Genomic DNA, 17,448 nt, shown 5'->3' on the forward strand with positions numbered 1-17,448 from the left:
GGTTATCCCCACGCCTTCTTCCCCCGTTTCAACAACGTCCTGAAGAGTGGTTTCATGTCCGTGCGAACGTGTTGGCGGCGGTGCCGCTGACGCTCGACCATGCGTCCTGCAACGAATCCGGCGCGGACGCTAGTCGAGTACTTGAGAAACTGTCGGATGTGAGCTTCCGCCTGAATCGCGTCCTGGTGCGTACCCAACAGATCTTGGACCGCCCGAGCGGACTTGATAAAACGGGTTGCGGGTTTGCCCACCGAGCTGCGAGCGAGTTCTGATGCGTAGCGTGCACGTTTGGTCTTGATGCGGATGTTGTGGAGTGCGGCATCCGACGGAGAATGACGGAGCCGGCAGATCCCCTTGCGTAGTTTCTTGAATGCCCGCTTGGCCAGCTGCTGGACAGTCAGGGGAGAGTCCACCACCGAAGGATCCTGCGCAGCTTGTTGAAGCCGACGGATGAGTTCGAAATATCGGGCGCTCGTGAGTTCGCTGAGGATCATCTGCTGAACGGCATCCCGTTGAGCGCGAAGGTGAGAGATGAATTGCGCCAGCAGCTTGCGATCTCGCGTGTCGAACCCGGCGGATTCATCCGTAAAATACGAAATTTGTACATCGAGATCCCGGGCCGGACCCAGCAGCTCACTGAGCCAATCGAGCTCCTGTTGCAATGATGTCACCCATGCCGGAAGCAGGATCGGCCGAGCCGTGCGGAGCACCGCCCGCAGGCGTCTCGTCGCGACACGCATCTGATGGAGGCTTTCGCTCTCGGTTCCAAGCCTCGTCCCGGGATCATGAGCGATGAGCCATCGGACGTGCTGAGCGAGCGCCCACTTCAGGTGTTCGACCACCGGTGCCTCGGCTTCAGGCGGGTTCGGAAGAGTGGGGGTTGGGAGCGAGAGAGCCCGAAAGAATTTAGGCCGCCCGTCGTGATCGGAAGCACCGGCTTCGCGCATCCGCTGTTCGAGTGAACGAAGCGAAGTTTCATCGCCTTGGCGCTGTTCGATTTCGAGCTCGCGAAAACGCTGGATGGTACGGCCGTTCTTGACCACCGACACTGTGTCGAGGGCGAGCTCGGCGATCGGAATTCGGCCATGACGTACCAGGAAGCCGGTTCGCCGGACTCGCAGGGTGACCATCGGCGTTACCTTCCGATGACCCAGATGGAGAATCAACAGGCAGCGTAGTGAGGTGGGGGGCTCGGCTTGATCACTGGCCGTTTCCACTTCCTGCCGATCGTCGCCCAGCGGTACTTTAAGCTGCCACGCCTTTTTGCCCCGTTCGATTCGATAGCGAAGGGTAATCTGCGCATGGGCCAAGTCATAGGCGGCAGTGTCGTAATAGGTGGAGATCAGCTGCCGCCGAGGGAGCAGAGTGCCGGGAAGCCGAGGGAGTCGGAAGTCTGGATCAACGGCCAGCTTGAGCTCACGCTCAGGCTGTGAGGAGATAGGGGAAGAGTGGTGCTGAGAAGCCGAACGTTTGTCCGATCGAGTCATTGCAAAACCTGTGTGTCAGATGGGTGTGTGTAAGTGTGAACGCTCGAGATGGGAGATGCAAGTCGCGGTGGGTCTTCAGCGAAGACCAAGGGAGGTCACCCGAGCGGCTGATGAGGTGGTAGGGAGAGCCGAAAGTGCCTCAGCGGGGAGGCAGAAGGTTCAAGGAGAGGAAAGGAATTAGAAGTCGTCGACCGAAACAGGTCGGAGAAAATCGCGCACGGATACGAGGCCTACAAGGGCTCCTCCTTTTGTCACTCCCAGATGGAGGGTGCGATGCTTGTCCATGAGGTCGGCTGCCTCGGTCAACGGTCGCCGCTCTTCAATGCCGGGAACCGGACTACTCATGATCTCTTCCACCGGCACGAAGTACGCCGCTTTTTCGGCCCCGACGAATTTCTTAACGACATCCGATTCCGTCACAATGCCGATGATCTGCGCTTGACGGGCCACCAAGACACTTTCGACATTACAAGCCTTCATCACCTTTACGGCTTCCACGACCGACGTGCCTGTTTCGACCGTCACCAGCTCTTTTCTCATCAAATTACCAACTGTAACCATCTGATCCTCCTTTGTTATTTTAGTAGTGCTTCCAGGTTACCAATGACCTGTTGCGTATGCGTTAGGCAGGCATTACACGGCGGTAAAATTTGAGGATGCAACAAAGGACGGCTCACACGGTCTCTGGGATTCGGTCATGAGGCGGTGATGTAGATGAGGCCGAAAGAAGTCGGCTGAAAGACCGAGTGGCGGGGTGAGTGCGCTGCGAGATTGCAACTGCGAGGGCCGCTCAGGGCATATCGTCAAGACAGAACGGAGAGGGTTGCCGTGAGAAACCCCTTTCTGTCCGACTTGATGAAGACGATATTTTCTCGGACGAGAGCCGGTGGGATCCTCGCGTCCCGTTCCGGCTCTCGTCACCCCTCTTCGCGTTCACGATTGAGTCTCCTTCTACTGGGAATCGATAAGGCAGTTGACTTATTCGCCCTCTGCAGAGAACGCTTTGTACATGACTGCCAACACGGCCCCCAGCAACAACGCTTCGATAATCAGTGTTCCCATCTCTTTCACCTCCTTTCCCGTCTTGACGGTTCCACAACAGTCTGTCGTCGAGTGCGATCTTTGCTGCTCAATACGGAACAAGCTTATCGGGAGACTGTTTCTGACTGGTTAAGGCTATGCTAATTCGGTGTGAAGCGCGGTTAAGTCTTAGTTAGGAATGCGTTTTCAGGTGATGAACGAGCGCGGTGCGTCAGAAGGGGGAAAGAATGGGATGGAGTTTCGCTAATGGCGGTTCAAGTCAACCGGGAGTAGAGGGGGCGGACGGCGAGCCTCGCTATTCAAATTCCTCCCATCCACTCAATCGGCTGCCGAGCACCAGGGTTCGTCGCGTGGTGGAAACGAGGATAAGACCTTGGTCGTTATCCACTCCCAGGATTTGTTCGTGTACGTCCAAGGGTTTTGATGCAAAACCACCGAGCAATGGGGTGAATCCCACCAATCGTTCATTGGTAATGAAGACGGCTCCATAGTCGTTGCTATGGAAGCGACGGATCTTTTCACGCATGGCCAACGGCTCTTCAAGCCATAAGCCGTTGACTCCGCGAAATCCATACACATGGCGATCCGTTCTCACGATGCTGAAGGTCGGAAGGATCTTCCGCTCGAGGACCTTTTCGTTGAGATCCAGTTCTTTTTTGCTCCAGGTCAGGGCACGGCTTGAAAACCCTAGGAGGCGGCGAGAGGTCACCACAATGCCATTGATCCCGTTCGCGTCAGAACCGATCACGACCTCCTGCGCATCTAAAGGTATCTCCCTCCGGCCGCTCAAGAGACTGGTAGCTACGGCAAGGCCGGACTCTACCCGCACGGTGACGTCAGACTGAAGTTCAGCCTGCGTGACCTCTTGAGCAAAGACCCAGAACAGAGCACAAGAGACAGCTAATGGCATGCGGCCCAGCCGGAAAGAGTGTTCGGCTACGTGCATAGTGGATTGGATGAATTCCCCATGTTACTTGTCCACCAGTCGCACGCTTCGTTACCGGAGGACAAACTCCAGCTAAGTGCTTAGCGCCCGCCACTCAGTGGAACGAACGACAAACTGATGGAGAGCGCGATCAAGACAATGATGATCCATTCGAGGACCTCCATCCGCCTGGTACCGGCCCGGTCCGACATCTTGCCGTAGATACTTTCCAGCGTCTGCAGTTTGCGGAGGATGCTCGCGTCCCAGGCTTCCAGATGGAACCGTTGGGCGACGAGTCGATACACGCGCGCGAGGTACTGATCACCCAGCAGTTTCAAGGTGTTGGTGACACGTTCGAAGAGCAAGGCGTTATCGACCTGCAGCTGCGCAATGTGCATCGTGTCTTTTTCATGAGAGCCGGGCAGCGACAGGAGACGCGGCTTGCGAGACAAGGCCTCGTAGGCCTCGTCCAGCGCCCGATCGAGTTGTTCGTCGAGGATTCGCATCTCCAGCAACTCGACGTTGGCGAATTCCAGCACGGCGCGCACGTCATCCATGTCTTTGCCGAACAACACTGCCGAGTGCCAGTCGATCATTGCGGCGTCCTCTCGCCCGAACGAGATCCGGCAGGAGACGGCGTCGGCCACTTCCTGGTCTGAAAACGGGGTCCGTTCCGCTCGCAAGAGATGGGCCAAATCTGGTTCGTTACTCGACCACAGCGGAGGTTTCTCCGGCACCGAGGATTCAATTAAAAAGATGATGTAATCTTCCACATCCTTTGCAATGGATGGCCGCTCGATTGCAGAACCGAGCGCGTGGACCAATTGCTCCACGCGGCTGCGTGATTCGGTCAGCAACCGGTCGTTCTCATAGAGCGACTCGCTCAGATCCAATAACCGATCAAACGGTCCTTCGAGGGGAAAACGATAGGTAATCGTGACGGCTCCGAAATCGTACACCATGACCTCGACCGTCGGACTGGCCTGATATTGACTGACGTCGAAAACACTCCCTTCCTGAACCAGCCGCAGGGGAGCCGGTCGATACTCGAAGTACTGAGGGGCTCTGGTCTTATGACGAAGACGCCCTCGTTCGGCTCCGGCGATGATATGCCGCTCCGCATCAGTCAAGTCGATGGAGTGCCCCACATCGTAGGCAAAGAGAGCGAAACAGATCCCTTTCGTGATGGTGAGGTCTTGCAACATAGGACACTCATTGTACCATCTCTGTACTGATTCGACGTGTTACGTATTGTTAAGAATTACCAGACGCAGTCGTAACAAGCGGTTGGGAATGTAATGAGGTGGAGCAACGCCGGAGGGCGGAGCTGTAAATCATCACATATGGACAGATGGATTCGAAGGATATGACGGGTTAGATTTCGTGGAGATTGTCCAGCCTGGGTAAGCTCGAGTCCGACTTCTCCTCTAGCCGAACGTGGGTCCGTTCCATTTGGAGGAATTGGGGACGTAGATCGGTGTTCGAGGCCGTCCCTGCTGTATCAACCGAGGCTGTTGGCGATTCTTGGCGATCACACGATCAGTGATGTCTCCACAGTGAATGCAACGGAACGCTAAGACCCTGCTCCCCCCCTCGGCGATGACCTCAGGCACTCGCGTGCCGGCACAACGTACACATTGCATGTCATGTCCCTCCTTGCCGTCTTGCCAAACCCCGGTGAGTGATCCTTTGCATGAGTTCCGCGGTCGAGAGGTGCCACATACCCTAGTTTCGCGAGGCTCTTCGCTCGGCCAGTGCAAGACAAGGCACGCAGAAGAGCGTATCCGGTTGAACGACAAGCCGCTCGTCGGGAATCGCCTTACGGCACCGGCGACAGTATCCATAGTTCTTGGTTCGAAGCAGGAGTAGAGCGCGCTCAATGCGCTTCAGTTTCATGATCACCCGCATCCTGACCTGGTAGGACAGATTCTGCTCAAATTCATTGGATGCTTGGTCGGAGGGGTCGGCAAAGTGTGTTTGCTCGACAGGCGGAATGAACGACAAGGCGATCGGCACCGGTCTCACCATGGAAGTTCCGTAGCTGATCGCGCTGAACCCGATGCCGTGTTGATCCCTGCCGACATCCAGCACGACTGACGCCGATCCATCCGCATCGACGAGCTGAGGATGAAACGTCCCGTCCTTGCACACCTCTTCTCGAAAAAAATAGCCGAGACCGGACTTGCCGTTCCTGCCGTACAACTGGACGGGAGCCTCAAACCATTCATCCATCACTCCAACCAATCCCCACGAGTCGATGACATAGCCCAATCCCCGTCGCCGTTCGCGACAGAACATGGCATCAAGTTCATCGAGCGACAACCCGGTCACGGGGTTGTCCTTATTCACGAAGATGGCCAAGGCATCACCGGCCACCGGAACTTCAGTCGGCTCATAGCCATACTCTCCGACAAATTCGGCAATCTCGGAGGCCGTGAGGCGGCGCGATATGGCAGCCATCCCTGTCCGATGCGCCAGGAGCGCCGCGAGGCCGGTTTCCGAGCCATCTGCCGCCAGAGTGATTTTCAGGCGGGGATGTCGTCGCATCAGATCGTTTACCCAGGCCTGAACCAAAGGCTTCACTATTGCGGAGCCGGAAATGCTCAATGTGCCGGAAGCGGATTGCTGTGGGATGTAGGCCGGGATCTTGGGATCCAGTGTGGGGCGACTTTGCGCCACCGCCGTGGAAGGGAGCGAGGCCAGCCCGGCGGTCGAGATCAAGTAACAACCAATGACCAGGTGAGACAATCGCATTGAGCCCACTCTCATTCCCGAACAGACATGTCGTTCTTTCCTTAGCATGGATACGATAGAGAGGGGCCATTTCCAGGAGATCAAGGCAGTGTAAACTCCGGGTTAACTGTATGCGGGTCTTCTCTCGGTCGACAAGTCGGGGGAGTTTACTCACAATTTACATTATCCTAACGACCTTCTTTCCGACACTGCCTTATCATCCCCCTCCGATGCTGACCTCACCATCCATGACAGGCAGACAGGGATCGATCCTCCTCTTCGTGAAATCCGAACAGCTGGCGCGATCGCTTGACAAGGCCTTCACCGCCAACGGATTTCAGACCATGGTGGTAGCGACGGAGGCTGCCGTATTTACGGCCGCGAAAGAGGCGGTACCTTCCCTTATCATTGTCGAACGACAACAGGGGCATTCCGTTTATTTGCGACAGCTGCGAATGTCCACCGCTGTGCCCATCGTCGCTCTATCGGTCGGAGACAAACCCTGCCCGGATGACGAATGCCTGCAAGATTATGATCAAGAAATCGATCTTGTGGTGTCGAGCCAGACTCCGCGCGAACTGGTCGCACGCGTGCGCGCGATCTTGCGGCGATGCACTCCGACGGCTGAACAGGCTCACCGGCACTACCGTGCAGGAAATATCCGGATGGACCTCGATCGTCACGAGGTCACCGTCGGTGGGCAGGTCATCGAGCTGACTCCGAAAGAGTTTAAGATCCTCCATCAATTCATTGAGGCGCCGGGCCGGGTCTTCTCCCGGCAGGAAATGCTCAATCGAGTGTGGGGGGAGGGCTACGCGCTGGAAGAGCACGCCTTGGACGTCCACATCCACTCGCTCCGCCAAAAGATCGAAATTGAGCCGACCGAACCGAGTCTGATTATGACCGTGCGTGGGGTCGGCTACAAGCTTCGCGCGTAACTCTCCTCGTTGACTTCGAATCTGCGCCGCTGCCCCCAAAGCCCCTCCCGACAGTGCGCCGGTAGGGAACAGAGCGATGTCCGGATTTTCAAACAGAAGGTGGAGTAGGGGATCAGAAATCGTCGGCGGAAACCGGTCGGAGAAAGTCCCGCATCGACACCAGCCCGATCAGTGCGCCGCCTTTGGTGACACCCAGATGGAGTGTGCGATGCCTGTTCATGAGGTCGGCGGCCTCCGTCAACGGCTGCCGCTCTTCGATGCGCGGCACCGGACTGTTCATGATCTTCTCCACGGGGAGAAAGTACGCCGTGTGTTCGGCCCCCACGAACTTCTTGACGATGTCCGATTCCGTCACAATGCCGATGATCTGCGCTTGACGGGCCACCAGCACACTTTCGACGTTGCATGCCTTCATCAACTTCGCCGCTTCGAGCACCGTGGTGCCCTCATCCACCGTCACCAAGTCTTTCCGCATCAAGTTGCCGACTGTCACCATGCTGGCTCCTCCTTTATGAGTTGATTTGGTTATGAGGATACCAACGGAGCGTTGCATCGGCGTCAGGCCTGAATTACAAACTGGTAAAAATCAAGGGGAATCGGACGACACAGTTTTACTCGGCGTTAATGATTCGGCAACGAGGCGGTGATGAGGGCGTCGTATGATTCTTTCGGCAATGAATGAGGTTGAGGAAAGGAGGAAAACATCATGATAGGTGAGCTACGAGCGGGTTTTCTTCTCTTTGCGTCGCTGGCGTTCCTCTTGATGATCACCGCCATTTTCACACTGAGCATGGTCATGAGACCGGACAGGTGGAGCGAGCGAAACCGGTTGGCCGGTGAGGCGCGGTCGACTGCCGCTTGATTTAGTGAATGCCGTTCCAAATTAACTGCGTGGAGGTCGAAACGCTTAGTCGAATCCGGCACACGTGATCCTATGACTGCCGCATCCAGTTCCCTGCTTGTTCGAGCATCCGCTGTTGGGAATCGAACGGCGGTTCTCCGGGGCTTGGGGCCACCCGCTCATAGGTGCCGTCTCGGGTCATTCGGCGGAGTTGGACCGTATCTCGTAGATGCGGAAGTAGAATGTCGTCGCGAATCGCCCGGCGGAGATCGGGTGATTCCACGGGAAAGACCACTTCAATTCTGCCATCGAGGTTTCGAGGCATGAGGTCGGCGCTGCCGAGCCACAGTTCCTCTTCATGGCCTGATCGGAAGTAAAAGATGCGGCTGTGTTCGAGAAACCGTCCGACCAGCGAGGTCACCGTGATCCGCTCACTGACACCCGGGACTCCCGGACGAAGGCTGCATATTCCCCGTACCTGCAAGTCGATCTGCACTCCTGCCTGAGAGGCCCGATACAGCGCCTGGATGCAGGCCGGGTCCGTCAGCGCGTTCAACTTCAGCGCGATGTAACCTTCGCTGCCCTCATGGTGCCGGGCCGACACGCGGTCGATCCGTTGGATGATCCCTTCTCTGACTCCGTCCGGCGCGACCATCAGGCGGTGATAGTGAATCGAGCCGGCGTATCCGGTCAGCGCGTTGAACAGCATGACGACATCAGACGTAATGGCCGGATTGCAGGTCAACAGCGCCAGGTCGGTATAGACCCGGGCCGTTGCTGGGTTGTAGTTCCCAGTGCTGAGGTGGGCGTAACGGGCAAGGCGGTCTCCTTCTCGTCTTATGATGAGACACATTTTTGCGTGGGTCTTGAAGCCGACCAGACCATAGACCACGTGAACACCGGCCCGTTCCATTTCCTGAGCCCACTGAATATTGTGTTCTTCGTCGAAGCGCGCCTTCAGTTCCACGAGAGCCGTGACTTCTTTGCCGTTTTCGCGCGCTTGCATCAAGGCCTCCACGACAGGCGACTGGCGTCCCACGCGGTACAGCGTCTGCTTGATCGCCACGACATCCGGATCGGTGGCCGCGAGGCGCAGCCACTCAACGATGGGCATGAAGCTGTCGTACGGGTGGTACACCAGTACGTCCCGGTCTCGAATCGAGGCAAACATATCCGGCCTGGTCAGGATTGGGGTCGGCTTATGGGCTGCCGGAGGATCTTTCAGATCGGGTCGGTCGAGTTGCGTCAATTCGATCAAGTCGGCCATGCCGAGCGGACCGGGAACTGCCTGGATCTGATCCGAGGCCAGTTCAAGGTTGTGCGCGAGCATCTCACGTATTCGGTCCGGCATCTTTCCGCTGACTTCTAGGCGGACGGCCGTTCCAAAATGCCGCAGGCGAAGACTTTCTTGGATCGCCTCAAGCAAATCGGCGGCTTCATCCTCTTCGATGTCGGGGTCCGCATCGCGCGTGACCCGGAACGGATAGGCCGCGATCACCGCGCAGCCGGGAAACAACAGGTCCAAATTCGCGGCGATCACGTCCTCGATCCACACAAACCCACTGGGCGCCGGCTCAGGACCGACCCCTGCCGAGAACTCCGGGATGTTGAGCAAGCGCGGGAACAGAGGTGGAACTTTCAACCGCGCGAACCGCTCCTGACCGTCGGTGTGACGGATGACGATCGCAAGGTTCATGGAGAGGTTGGAAATATGGGGAAACGGATGAGCGGCATCGAAGGCGAGAGGGGTCAGAACGGGAAGGACTGCGGTTGTAAAGTAGTCACGAAGGCGCTTTGTCGCATCCGTCCCGAGATCTGAATGGCTCACAAGGTGAACTCCGGCCTCCCGAAGTTTCGGCAAGAGATCCCCTTCCCAGCAGTTCAGGTGTCTCGTCAACAAGAGATCGAGCTCACGCTGGACCGATTCAAGTTGCTGTTTCGGTGTCAGTCCATCGGGCGGGGCGTCGACCGATCCGGTGTGCAATTGCCAATAGAGACCGGACATCCGGATCATGAAAAACTCGTCCAGATTCCGGCTGAAGATGGAGAGGAATTTTATCCGCTCCAGAAGAGGATGCCGGGTGTCCAGGGCTTCTTCTAAGACTCGTTCGTTGAAACGCAGCCAACTCAATTCACGATTGATATAAAGAGAGGAATCTGCGAGGTCCATGTGCCTGCTCCAACCTAACGCCGACCGTCCGCCGAAGCAGCTGTGATCTCGCTGCCTAGGTTGAGGATAGTCGCCTCGGTGGCAATGACTCAAGAGTGGTCGAGTAAATTCTTTGTTAACAACAAGTATTTGCAGATCCTGCCGACGGGGAATGGTGGCGGACAAGCTCGTGATACTCCACACGTTCACTTGACGGTGCGCAAACCCCTGCTACGCTTAATATTCTCAGACAGCGCAGGTCCGTCACGGCCGGCTGTCTGCTGGTTCGGGCTTGGGATCCGAGCGCTTGGAGTGCGTGCCATAATGCTGGAAGTTTACAATCCGATTCAGCGATGGGGGTTGCCAATTCTCGGGAGCGTCATCGTTCTGCTGGCCCTCTCCGGTTGTATGACGGGCCAGCCTCCATCCGGTGAAGAATACGAGCTGTCCTCTCTCCGAGTCGTCTTTCTTGATGCGCCACAGATACGGGCCAAGTGGCAAGAGGTCACCGGAAAATCTGCCCTCATGATGACGCCTCGCCTCGCTCTCGAAACGCAGCGGCGGGAGGAAGTCGTGCTCGGGTTCTATGACTTCCGCACGCGTACCATCTATTGTCCTAAGATGGATTTCGAAGTCTGCGGCCATGAACTGCACCACGCCGTGCTGGGCCAGTTCCATTTCGAACACTGAGCGTGCCCTGCAACACGGTACCTCCTTCAGTTGAGCCTAACCCCCCTATAGGTCATCTTAGTGCTGCGTCTAGAGGATTCAGGAACTATTCCTGGTTGCAAAAGGCAATTAAATGATCGATATGTATCGGTATAGGGTCAAAGGGATCTATGACGAGTTTGTCCGAGAAACCGATCCATCCCGGTGAAGTTCTGGCGGAAGTCTACATGAAACCGGCGCAGTCTCCGGTGACTGTGTACGACTTGGCAGATTCGATCGACGTCCCACTCCAGGAACTCGCGAACTTCATAGGAGGGATACGGCCGGTGACCCCACCCCTTGCCGCCAGATTGGCCATGAGGTTCAGAACGACCACTCGGTTCTGGCTCGGCTTGCAGAACCTATATAGCAAGCAGTCGCAAGCGTACCAGTCCTCAATGACACATCATCGAGCGAAGAACTAGAGAAGGACGGAATAGGCCGCATGGCCTGCGAGAGCCGTATAACATACGGATCACCATCGAGATCTCGTGACGCAACGTGTTGGAGTCCCGTGAGGAGAGTGCTCTGGAAGGTCGAGACGTGAGTTGTTTTTCGAGGGAAGGCTTTAGCCTCAAGGACTCGGAGGACTCGGTTCATTCAAACGGATGGTGTAGAGATAGTGATATAAACCCTTACGTGCCATCAATTGCGCATGGGTCCCTTCCTCCACCAGTTTGCCCTTGTCCAACACCAATATGCGGTCGGCCCGCTGAATGGTCGACAGTCTGTGAGCGACCACGAAGGTCGTGCGCCCTTCCATAAGATGCTGGAGTGCTTCTTGGACCAACCGCTCAGATTCCGTATCGAGCGATGACGTGGCTTCGTCCAGTAATAAAATGCGAGGATTTTTCAGGATGGCCCGCGCGATCGCGATTCGTTGACGTTGGCCGCCTGAGAGGTTGATCCCCTTTTCACCCACCACGGTTTGGTACCCATCGGGCAGGGCGGTAATGAAATCATGCGCGTGCGCGGCGTTGCTGGCCTCCCAGACCACGGCGTCGCTCGCTGTCATGTTGCCATAACGAATATTGTCGAGGATCGTTCCCCCAAAGAGGATGGTTTCCTGCGGGACCAGCGCGATTTGTCGGTACCAACTCTCGAGCGTCACATCCCGCAGGTCTCTGCCGTCAATGGTGAGGCGACCTTCCGCCGGATCGTAGAACCGGTGAAGCAGGTTGATCACGGTGGTCTTACCTGCGCCGGTCGGTCCTACCAAGGCGACGAGTTCGCCGGCCTTCGCCTCAAACGAGAGGTTGGACAATACGGGATGGCGTGGATCGTAGCTGAACGCGACGCCTTCCACCCGGACATGGCCGGCGACTGTCACGAGTGATTGAGCGTCTGCTCGATCATCAATGTCCGGCCGCGCATCCAGAATTTCAAAGACCCGCTGCATCGCTCCCTGTGCCTCTTTGATTTGCGCAAACACGCGGGCGCCCGAGCTGAATGGACCGATCAAGATGCCGGCGAATAAGACGAAGGCGAAAAGATCGCCCGGTGTGACGACGCCCTCGATGACCTGTCGGCCCCCGTACCAAAGGACCGCCGCAGCCGATGAGAATGTCAGGAGGCTGATTACCGGGATGAAAACGGCCATGATACTTGCTCGGCGGAGTGTGAGACCAAGCGTTTGATCAACCTGTTCGGCAAAGCGAGCCTTTTCCCGATGTGTCTGGACGAACGATTTGACGATACGAATACCGGAGATCACCTCTTCGACCAGGGTGCTGACCGAGGCCGTCTGATCTTGAATCGAGGTCGAAAGGGATTTCAATCTGCGGCCGAAGACTTTGGCGACCAGAACCAGTACGGGGAGGAGGATCAAGATCAAGAGGCACAGCCGCCAATTCATCATAAGGAGGAAGGTAATGCCGCCGACCAAGGTCACGAGTTGTTTGACGCCGTCGATGGGAGTTTCTGTGACGATGGATTGGATGACCGTCACGTCGTTCATCAATCGGGACAGCAATTCTCCGGTGCGGCGCCGTGCAAAAAAGCTGACGGTCAACGTTTGTAAGTGGCCGAAGAGATGTTTGCGAAAATCGGCGACGACGTGCTGCGAGACCCATGCGGACAGGTAACTATGGCCCATCGAGCACATTCCTTGGAGAAGGACCAAGCCCAAGAAAAGGGCGATCGACTGCGTCATCTTGTCGGCGTCTCGCTGAACGGTGATGAGATCCCAGAGAATGCCCGCAAGCCGAACCAAGGTAAGATTGATGAGTGCGACGCCCGATACCAGCAGCCCTGCCAGGATCAGACGCGGCAGGTAGGGTCGAATAACGGGCAAAAATCGCTTGAAGATCAACATCGCTGGTCAGAAGGCATGATCCGCAACGAAATCGTATTCTCGCTCACGGCGACGTTGAACGCTATCGGAGTGACAGGAGGTGAGACGGAAGGCCTAAAGTTGCGCGATCGACTCAATGAGGTTCTTGTTGATCGCCACGAAATCCGACCGGTCCTTATCGTTGATGACGACGTCGGTTAGGCTGATGAAGAGACGTGCTTCTTCGTTGATCGCGTCCGAGACACGATTCCGCATTGGAGGGACCAAGAAGTCTCCCACGTAGGTGCAATTGACCGTCCGTACGCGGATGCGGACTTTCTTGCCCTCGGCCACGGTCTCTTCCTCCCGCCATGCAGGCTGAGTTTAGCTTTTTCGGCGCAGAAATTTCTGACGTTGGCGCAACTTTTTGTACTTATGCTTGCGCATCTTCTTTCGGCGTTTTTTCAACACGCTGGACATGCTGTGTGTCTCCTTAGGGTGGCCGAGTCTAAAAGCTTTCCGCTCAAAATGCAAGCTCACAGCGCCTTTCGCCCCTATGGTATACTGACCCTTCATGCATACCTGGAGATCCCATTCGTCGGCGTCCTTGTTTCTTGGGTGGCTTATCCTGCTGGCGATGGCCGTAGGTGGATGCCCGTCAAAAACCATTCAGTACCCTGCGGAGCACGAGCGGCTCCTTCGCATCGATCAGGCCGTGGACTCCCTGCGGAGCGCCTATCAACGAAAAGATCGGCCGGGGTTTCAAGTCGTGATGTTGCCGTCGGATCAGATGGAAGACCTTCAACGCCAGGCGGAGATGGACTTCGAGGCGTTTCACTCCATTGCGCTTGAGTTCATGATCGAACGGGTCGTCATCGAAAAGGACGACATCGACGTCTTTGTCCATTGGCAAGGGACGTGGATGAAAGATGCCAACGACCCCGGTATGCGGCAGCGCGGCCACGCGCGATTGCAGTGGGTCGGGACACAGTCGATTCTCTTGCGCCGGGTAGAGGGAGATCTACCGTTCGGGATGAAGACGAAACAGATGCTGTCCTCCGAGCCTCTCTCGCCGCAGAACGTTCCGCGATAACGATGCCTCCGAACACCCGAGAAGCGGATTTTCTCGTGATCGGCAGTGGAGTCGCCGGGCTCCGCGCCGCATTGGAGCTCTGCCGCGTGGGTCGGGTGATCATGCTCACCAAAGGCCATCCTCTACAAAGCAATTCGATCTTTGCGCAGGGCGGTGTCGCCGTCGCGCTGAGTGAAGAAGACGATGTGGCCATCCATTTGACGGATACGGTGAAAGCGGGACATGGGTTGTGCCGTCGTGAAGCGGTGCGCGTTCTGGTCGAGGAGGGACCGGATCGGATTCAAGAGCTTATCCGGTGGGGAGCGAAGTTCGACAAGACCGGAGGGAAATTTGCCTTTGCTCGAGAAGCCGCTCACAGCCGCAGCCGAATCCTAAGGGCTCGAGGCGATGCCACGGGAAACGAGATGGTCCGTGTCTTGATGGCGCAGGCCGCCAGACACAGGCGAATTGTCCGATTGGACTACCACTTCACCGTCGATCTTGTGGTCGAGGGAGGCCGCTGCTGTGGAGCGCTCGTGCTCGATGAGAATTCAGGGCAGCAATTCACGATTCCCGCAAAAGCGGTCGTCCTGTCGACCGGTGGAGCCGGGCAAATTTTTGCTCGGACTACGAATCCGCCCAATGCGACCGGCGACGGGATGGCCATGGCATTTCGTGCGGGAGCGGAACTACAGGATATGGAATTCGTCCAGTTTCACCCAACGTCGTTGTATCTGCCGTCGAGCCCGCCGTTCTTGTTGTCTGAGGCCATGCGGGGAGAGGGTGGCCAGTTGCGCAATAATAAGGGGGAGCTGTTCATGCAACGGTATCATCCGCTTGGTGTCTTGGCTCCGAGGGATATCGTGGCGCGGGCCATTTGGGCGGAGATGGCGGCGACGCGGGCGCGACATGTCTACCTCGATGTGACTCATCTAGGCGCAGATTTCGTGAAACGGCGTTTCCCGACGATCTATGCGACCTGTCTTCGGCATGATATCGACATCACGGAAGAATGGATCCCGGTTTCTCCAAGCGCCCATTACATGATGGGTGGGGTGGCGACCGACATCAATGGGGCCACGACGCTGCCGGGACTGTTCGCGGCCGGCGAGGTGGCATGCAGTGGTGTGCATGGCGCCAACCGGCTGGCCAGCAATTCTCTATTGGAGGGGCTCGTGTTTGGGATGCGGGCCGGTGTTGCCGCTGTCGCGTGGGCGGCTCGCTGTTCGATGCCGACTATGACGGCTCACCCCGAGCGCTTGAATCGCGGCCACGTTGACCGATTGGAGGACGCGGAAAAAGTCCGAAGTTCGTTGCGCCGAACGATGTGGGGGCAGGTGGGGCTGGTCCGTTCTCGGGAGTCGTTGATCCGGGCCACGGCTCAGCTTGCCCGATGGGAACGCATGGTGTCCCGAACCTTTGCGACGCGGGCCGACTTGGAGGTCAAGAACATGGTGCAGGTGGCGCACTGTGTAGTGGAAGCGGCATTATGGCGAGAGAACAGCGTCGGCGCCCATTATCGCTCCGATTTTCCTGGAGCTCGCCGCCCGGGGTGGAAGCTGCATAGCCGATTGCGTGTGATCGAATGCGCTACTGATCAGGCGGAGTCGAGGAAACAGGGGCAGATAGTGGCACTGCGTATCCCGAAGAGGGGATGACGTGTCCGGCTGAAGCAAGGTCACGTGCAAGAAAGGTTCGGTAGTACCGCAACACCTTGCGGACATATTGACGGGTTTCGTCGATCGGCGGAAGCGTTCGGTAACGGTCTACCACATGTTCCCCCGCATTATACGCGGCAAGTGCCAGTGGGAGATTTCCGCGGAATCGATCAAGCAGTTGTCGCAAATACTTGGTTCCTCCACCGATATTATCTTCCGGATCGTAGAGATCCCGCACATCCAACCTCAACGCAGTCTGCGGCATCAATTGCATCAATCCGATGGCGCCTGCCCGGGATACCGCCTGGGGATCAAAATCCGATTCGGCCTTGATGACGGCACGGATCAAGGCTGGGTGCAGCTGATGTTGCTGTGAGAATCGGCTGATCATCGGTTCCAACTGTTGTTCCGAGATGATGGGGTGCAGCCGATTCGGTTGGAGGTCGACCCGGCGGTACCGAGCATCCGATGGAACATTGGTGAGAGATATGGTCCCCTTGGCATCGATATATTGGTAAATTTCAGAGTGGACACTGGGGGTCGCCATCATCAGGATAAAGCCGCTGCAGAGAATGCCGGAGGCCGCCATACGGGGCCACCTGTGGATTGCGTGAGTTTGGCGTCTGAGCATTGGCATCGTCAAACGATAGCAGCCTGTAACAGACAGTCAAGGAAATGCAGTTCTTATGCCTTTATGGGGATCTGGAAGATGCTGGAAAAACAGGAGGATCAGAAAATCATGTCGAACCGGCTGGTTCCAAAAAACGCTCTCGTGCGGCAATGAATTGCTCTCTGAGTTTTCGGGTCATCCCACCCGGTGTTCCTCCTCCAACCGGTGTGTGAGCTATCCGGGTCACCGGCATAATTTCCATGCTGGTGTTCGTCAAAAAACACTCGTCGGCCCGGTGCAACTGATCGGCAGGATAGTGTCCTTCTTCGACGGGGATTTGGAGTTCCCCGGCCAGCTGAATCACGATCCCTCTGGTGATGCCGTCAAGCAGGCCGCACTCCAACGCGGGTGTTCGCAATATGCCGTTCATCACTAAGAACAGATTGCTGATCGTGCACTCGGTCAGATGCTCCTCCCAATTAAGCAAAATACTATCGAATGCGCCGGCGGCAATGGCTTCGCGTTTTGCCAGGATATTGTTCAAGAAATTGATGGCCTTGATCTGCGGCGACAATGCACTCGGCAGGTTCCGCTTCGTGGAAGCGATGATGACGTTGACACCCGCTCCATAAAGATGGGCCGCCGGAGGCACAAGTGGCTTGGCCATCACGACAACGGTCGGTGATGGGCACAGAGACGGGTCTAACCCAATGTCTCCCGCTCCTCTCGAAACCGTGATCCTTAGGTAGGCATCGCGCTGGTCAGTCCCGACTTCGTTGCGTGCCATCGCTTCATGCAGAATATCGGCCCACTCCTTCAGGGGAATCGGGATCGTCAATCCGATTGCCTCAGCGGACCGGAACAACCGTGACAGATGTTGCTCTCGCATGAAGATACGGGGGCCGTACGAACGAAGCGTCTCATAGACCCCGTCTCCATAGAGGAATCCGTGGTCGAACACGGAGATCACGGCCTCTTCGTCTCTCACAAACTTGTTATTCAAATAGATCCACA

Annotated in this window: 19 protein-coding genes; 6 read left to right on the forward strand and 13 right to left on the reverse strand. The window is 56.8% G+C overall.

What is annotated here, in order from left to right:
- Window positions 1-2: 2 nt before the first annotated feature.
- From H8K04_01390 to H8K04_01415, 6 genes are all read right to left on the reverse strand, one after another.
- Window positions 3-1,487, reverse strand: coding sequence for a CYTH and CHAD domain-containing protein (locus H8K04_01390; protein UVT16248.1), 1,485 nt, complete (start codon window positions 1,485-1,487; stop codon window positions 3-5).
- Window positions 1,488-1,664: 177 nt separating this feature from the next.
- Window positions 1,665-2,048 carry a CBS domain-containing protein gene (locus tag H8K04_01395; protein ID UVT16249.1) on the reverse strand — a complete coding sequence of 128 codons (384 nt, stop codon included), beginning with the start codon at window positions 2,046-2,048 and terminating at the stop codon, window positions 1,665-1,667.
- Window positions 2,049-2,823: 775 nt separating this feature from the next.
- Window positions 2,824-3,438 (reverse strand): hypothetical protein, encoded by a 615-nt coding sequence (locus tag H8K04_01400; GenBank protein UVT16250.1) that lies wholly within the window; start codon window positions 3,436-3,438, stop codon window positions 2,824-2,826.
- Window positions 3,439-3,554: 116 nt separating this feature from the next.
- Window positions 3,555-4,658 (reverse strand): hypothetical protein, encoded by a 1,104-nt coding sequence (locus H8K04_01405; protein UVT16251.1) that lies wholly within the window; start codon window positions 4,656-4,658, stop codon window positions 3,555-3,557.
- A 222-nt stretch (window positions 4,659-4,880) separates the two neighbouring features.
- Window positions 4,881-5,096, reverse strand: coding sequence for a hypothetical protein (locus H8K04_01410; protein ID UVT16252.1), 216 nt, complete (start codon window positions 5,094-5,096; stop codon window positions 4,881-4,883).
- An 82-nt stretch (window positions 5,097-5,178) separates the two neighbouring features.
- Complete coding sequence (locus H8K04_01415; protein ID UVT16253.1) at window positions 5,179-6,207, reverse strand: substrate-binding domain-containing protein; 1,029 nt, start codon at window positions 6,205-6,207, stop codon at window positions 5,179-5,181.
- A 227-nt stretch (window positions 6,208-6,434) separates the two neighbouring features.
- Between H8K04_01415 and H8K04_01420 the strand changes: the two genes are divergently transcribed.
- A complete protein-coding gene (locus H8K04_01420; GenBank protein UVT16254.1) occupies window positions 6,435-7,124 on the forward strand; it encodes a response regulator transcription factor in 690 nt (229 codons plus the stop codon).
- A 112-nt stretch (window positions 7,125-7,236) separates the two neighbouring features.
- Here the strand turns inward: H8K04_01420 and H8K04_01425 are convergent, their stop codons facing one another.
- Window positions 7,237-7,620, reverse strand: a complete 384-nt coding sequence (locus tag H8K04_01425) for a CBS domain-containing protein (GenBank protein UVT16255.1) — start codon at window positions 7,618-7,620, stop codon at window positions 7,237-7,239.
- Window positions 7,621-7,830: 210 nt separating this feature from the next.
- Between H8K04_01425 and H8K04_01430 the strand changes: the two genes are divergently transcribed.
- Window positions 7,831-7,986: a hypothetical protein gene (locus H8K04_01430; protein ID UVT16256.1), complete on the forward strand. Its 156-nt coding sequence runs from the start codon at window positions 7,831-7,833 to the stop codon at window positions 7,984-7,986.
- 70 nt (window positions 7,987-8,056) lie between these two features.
- Here the strand turns inward: H8K04_01430 and ppk1 are convergent, their stop codons facing one another.
- Complete coding sequence (gene ppk1, locus H8K04_01435; protein ID UVT16257.1) at window positions 8,057-10,135, reverse strand: polyphosphate kinase 1; 2,079 nt, start codon at window positions 10,133-10,135, stop codon at window positions 8,057-8,059.
- A 303-nt stretch (window positions 10,136-10,438) separates the two neighbouring features.
- On the opposite strand from ppk1, the gene H8K04_01440 reads away from it, so the two are divergent.
- Both H8K04_01440 and H8K04_01445 read left to right on the forward strand, forming a co-directional pair.
- Window positions 10,439-10,804 carry a hypothetical protein gene (locus H8K04_01440; protein ID UVT16258.1) on the forward strand — a complete coding sequence of 122 codons (366 nt, stop codon included), beginning with the start codon at window positions 10,439-10,441 and terminating at the stop codon, window positions 10,802-10,804.
- A 149-nt stretch (window positions 10,805-10,953) separates the two neighbouring features.
- The gene (locus H8K04_01445) at window positions 10,954-11,247 is read left to right on the forward strand and encodes a HigA family addiction module antidote protein (GenBank protein UVT16259.1); all 294 of its coding nucleotides are present in this window, start codon (window positions 10,954-10,956) and stop codon (window positions 11,245-11,247) included.
- A gap of 149 nt (window positions 11,248-11,396) precedes the next feature.
- On the opposite strand, the gene H8K04_01450 is transcribed toward H8K04_01445, so the two are convergent.
- The 3 genes from H8K04_01450 to H8K04_01460 form a co-directional block, all read right to left on the reverse strand.
- Window positions 11,397-13,136 (reverse strand): ABC transporter ATP-binding protein, encoded by a 1,740-nt coding sequence (locus tag H8K04_01450; protein ID UVT16260.1) that lies wholly within the window; start codon window positions 13,134-13,136, stop codon window positions 11,397-11,399.
- 93 nt (window positions 13,137-13,229) lie between these two features.
- A complete protein-coding gene (locus H8K04_01455) occupies window positions 13,230-13,448 on the reverse strand; it encodes a hypothetical protein (GenBank protein UVT16261.1) in 219 nt (72 codons plus the stop codon).
- A gap of 30 nt (window positions 13,449-13,478) precedes the next feature.
- A complete protein-coding gene (locus H8K04_01460; protein ID UVT16262.1) occupies window positions 13,479-13,574 on the reverse strand; it encodes an AURKAIP1/COX24 domain-containing protein in 96 nt (31 codons plus the stop codon).
- Between the two features lie 94 nt (window positions 13,575-13,668).
- Here H8K04_01460 and H8K04_01465 point away from each other — a divergent pair, with 94 nt between their 5' ends.
- Window positions 13,669-14,187: a hypothetical protein gene (locus H8K04_01465; protein ID UVT16263.1), complete on the forward strand. Its 519-nt coding sequence runs from the start codon at window positions 13,669-13,671 to the stop codon at window positions 14,185-14,187.
- Between the two features lie 2 nt (window positions 14,188-14,189).
- Entirely contained in the window at window positions 14,190-15,824 is a 1,635-nt protein-coding gene (gene nadB / locus H8K04_01470; protein ID UVT16264.1) for an L-aspartate oxidase, read from the forward strand.
- On the opposite strand, the gene H8K04_01475 is transcribed toward nadB, so the two are convergent.
- Window positions 15,757-16,374 (reverse strand): lytic transglycosylase domain-containing protein, encoded by a 618-nt coding sequence (locus H8K04_01475; GenBank protein ID UVT17825.1) that lies wholly within the window; start codon window positions 16,372-16,374, stop codon window positions 15,757-15,759. The genes nadB and H8K04_01475 overlap by 68 nt on opposite strands.
- Window positions 16,375-16,561: 187 nt before the next feature.
- Window positions 16,562-17,437 (reverse strand): aminotransferase class IV, encoded by an 876-nt coding sequence (locus H8K04_01480; protein UVT16265.1) that lies wholly within the window; start codon window positions 17,435-17,437, stop codon window positions 16,562-16,564.
- Between the last annotated feature and the right edge of the window lie 11 nt (window positions 17,438-17,448).

This window comes from Nitrospira sp., assembly GCA_024760525.1.
Lineage (GTDB): Bacteria > Nitrospirota > Nitrospiria > Nitrospirales > Nitrospiraceae > Nitrospira_D.

Excerpts from the sequence above, each read along its gene's own strand:
- H8K04_01390 (UVT16248.1), bottom strand. The coding sequence starts at position 1,487 with ATGACTCGATCGGACAAACGTTCGGCTTCTCAGCACCACTCTTCCCCT.
- H8K04_01395 (UVT16249.1), bottom strand. The coding sequence starts at position 2,048 with ATGGTTACAGTTGGTAATTTGATGAGAAAAGAGCTGGTGACGGTCGAA.
- H8K04_01400 (UVT16250.1), bottom strand. The coding sequence starts at position 3,438 with ATGCCATTAGCTGTCTCTTGTGCTCTGTTCTGGGTCTTTGCTCAAGAG.
- H8K04_01405 (UVT16251.1), bottom strand. The coding sequence starts at position 4,658 with ATGTTGCAAGACCTCACCATCACGAAAGGGATCTGTTTCGCTCTCTTT.
- H8K04_01410 (UVT16252.1), bottom strand. The coding sequence starts at position 5,096 with ATGCAATGTGTACGTTGTGCCGGCACGCGAGTGCCTGAGGTCATCGCC.
- H8K04_01415 (UVT16253.1), bottom strand. The coding sequence starts at position 6,207 with ATGCGATTGTCTCACCTGGTCATTGGTTGTTACTTGATCTCGACCGCC.
- H8K04_01420 (UVT16254.1), top strand. The coding sequence starts at position 6,435 with ATGACAGGCAGACAGGGATCGATCCTCCTCTTCGTGAAATCCGAACAG.
- H8K04_01425 (UVT16255.1), bottom strand. The coding sequence starts at position 7,620 with ATGGTGACAGTCGGCAACTTGATGCGGAAAGACTTGGTGACGGTGGAT.
- H8K04_01430 (UVT16256.1), top strand. The coding sequence starts at position 7,831 with ATGATAGGTGAGCTACGAGCGGGTTTTCTTCTCTTTGCGTCGCTGGCG.
- ppk1 (UVT16257.1), bottom strand. The coding sequence starts at position 10,135 with ATGGACCTCGCAGATTCCTCTCTTTATATCAATCGTGAATTGAGTTGG.
- H8K04_01440 (UVT16258.1), top strand. The coding sequence starts at position 10,439 with ATGCTGGAAGTTTACAATCCGATTCAGCGATGGGGGTTGCCAATTCTC.
- H8K04_01445 (UVT16259.1), top strand. The coding sequence starts at position 10,954 with ATGACGAGTTTGTCCGAGAAACCGATCCATCCCGGTGAAGTTCTGGCG.
- H8K04_01450 (UVT16260.1), bottom strand. The coding sequence starts at position 13,136 with ATGTTGATCTTCAAGCGATTTTTGCCCGTTATTCGACCCTACCTGCCG.
- H8K04_01460 (UVT16262.1), bottom strand. The coding sequence starts at position 13,574 with ATGTCCAGCGTGTTGAAAAAACGCCGAAAGAAGATGCGCAAGCATAAG.
- H8K04_01465 (UVT16263.1), top strand. The coding sequence starts at position 13,669 with ATGCATACCTGGAGATCCCATTCGTCGGCGTCCTTGTTTCTTGGGTGG.
- nadB (UVT16264.1), top strand. The coding sequence starts at position 14,190 with ATGCCTCCGAACACCCGAGAAGCGGATTTTCTCGTGATCGGCAGTGGA.
- H8K04_01475 (UVT17825.1), bottom strand. The coding sequence starts at position 16,374 with ATGATGGCGACCCCCAGTGTCCACTCTGAAATTTACCAATATATCGAT.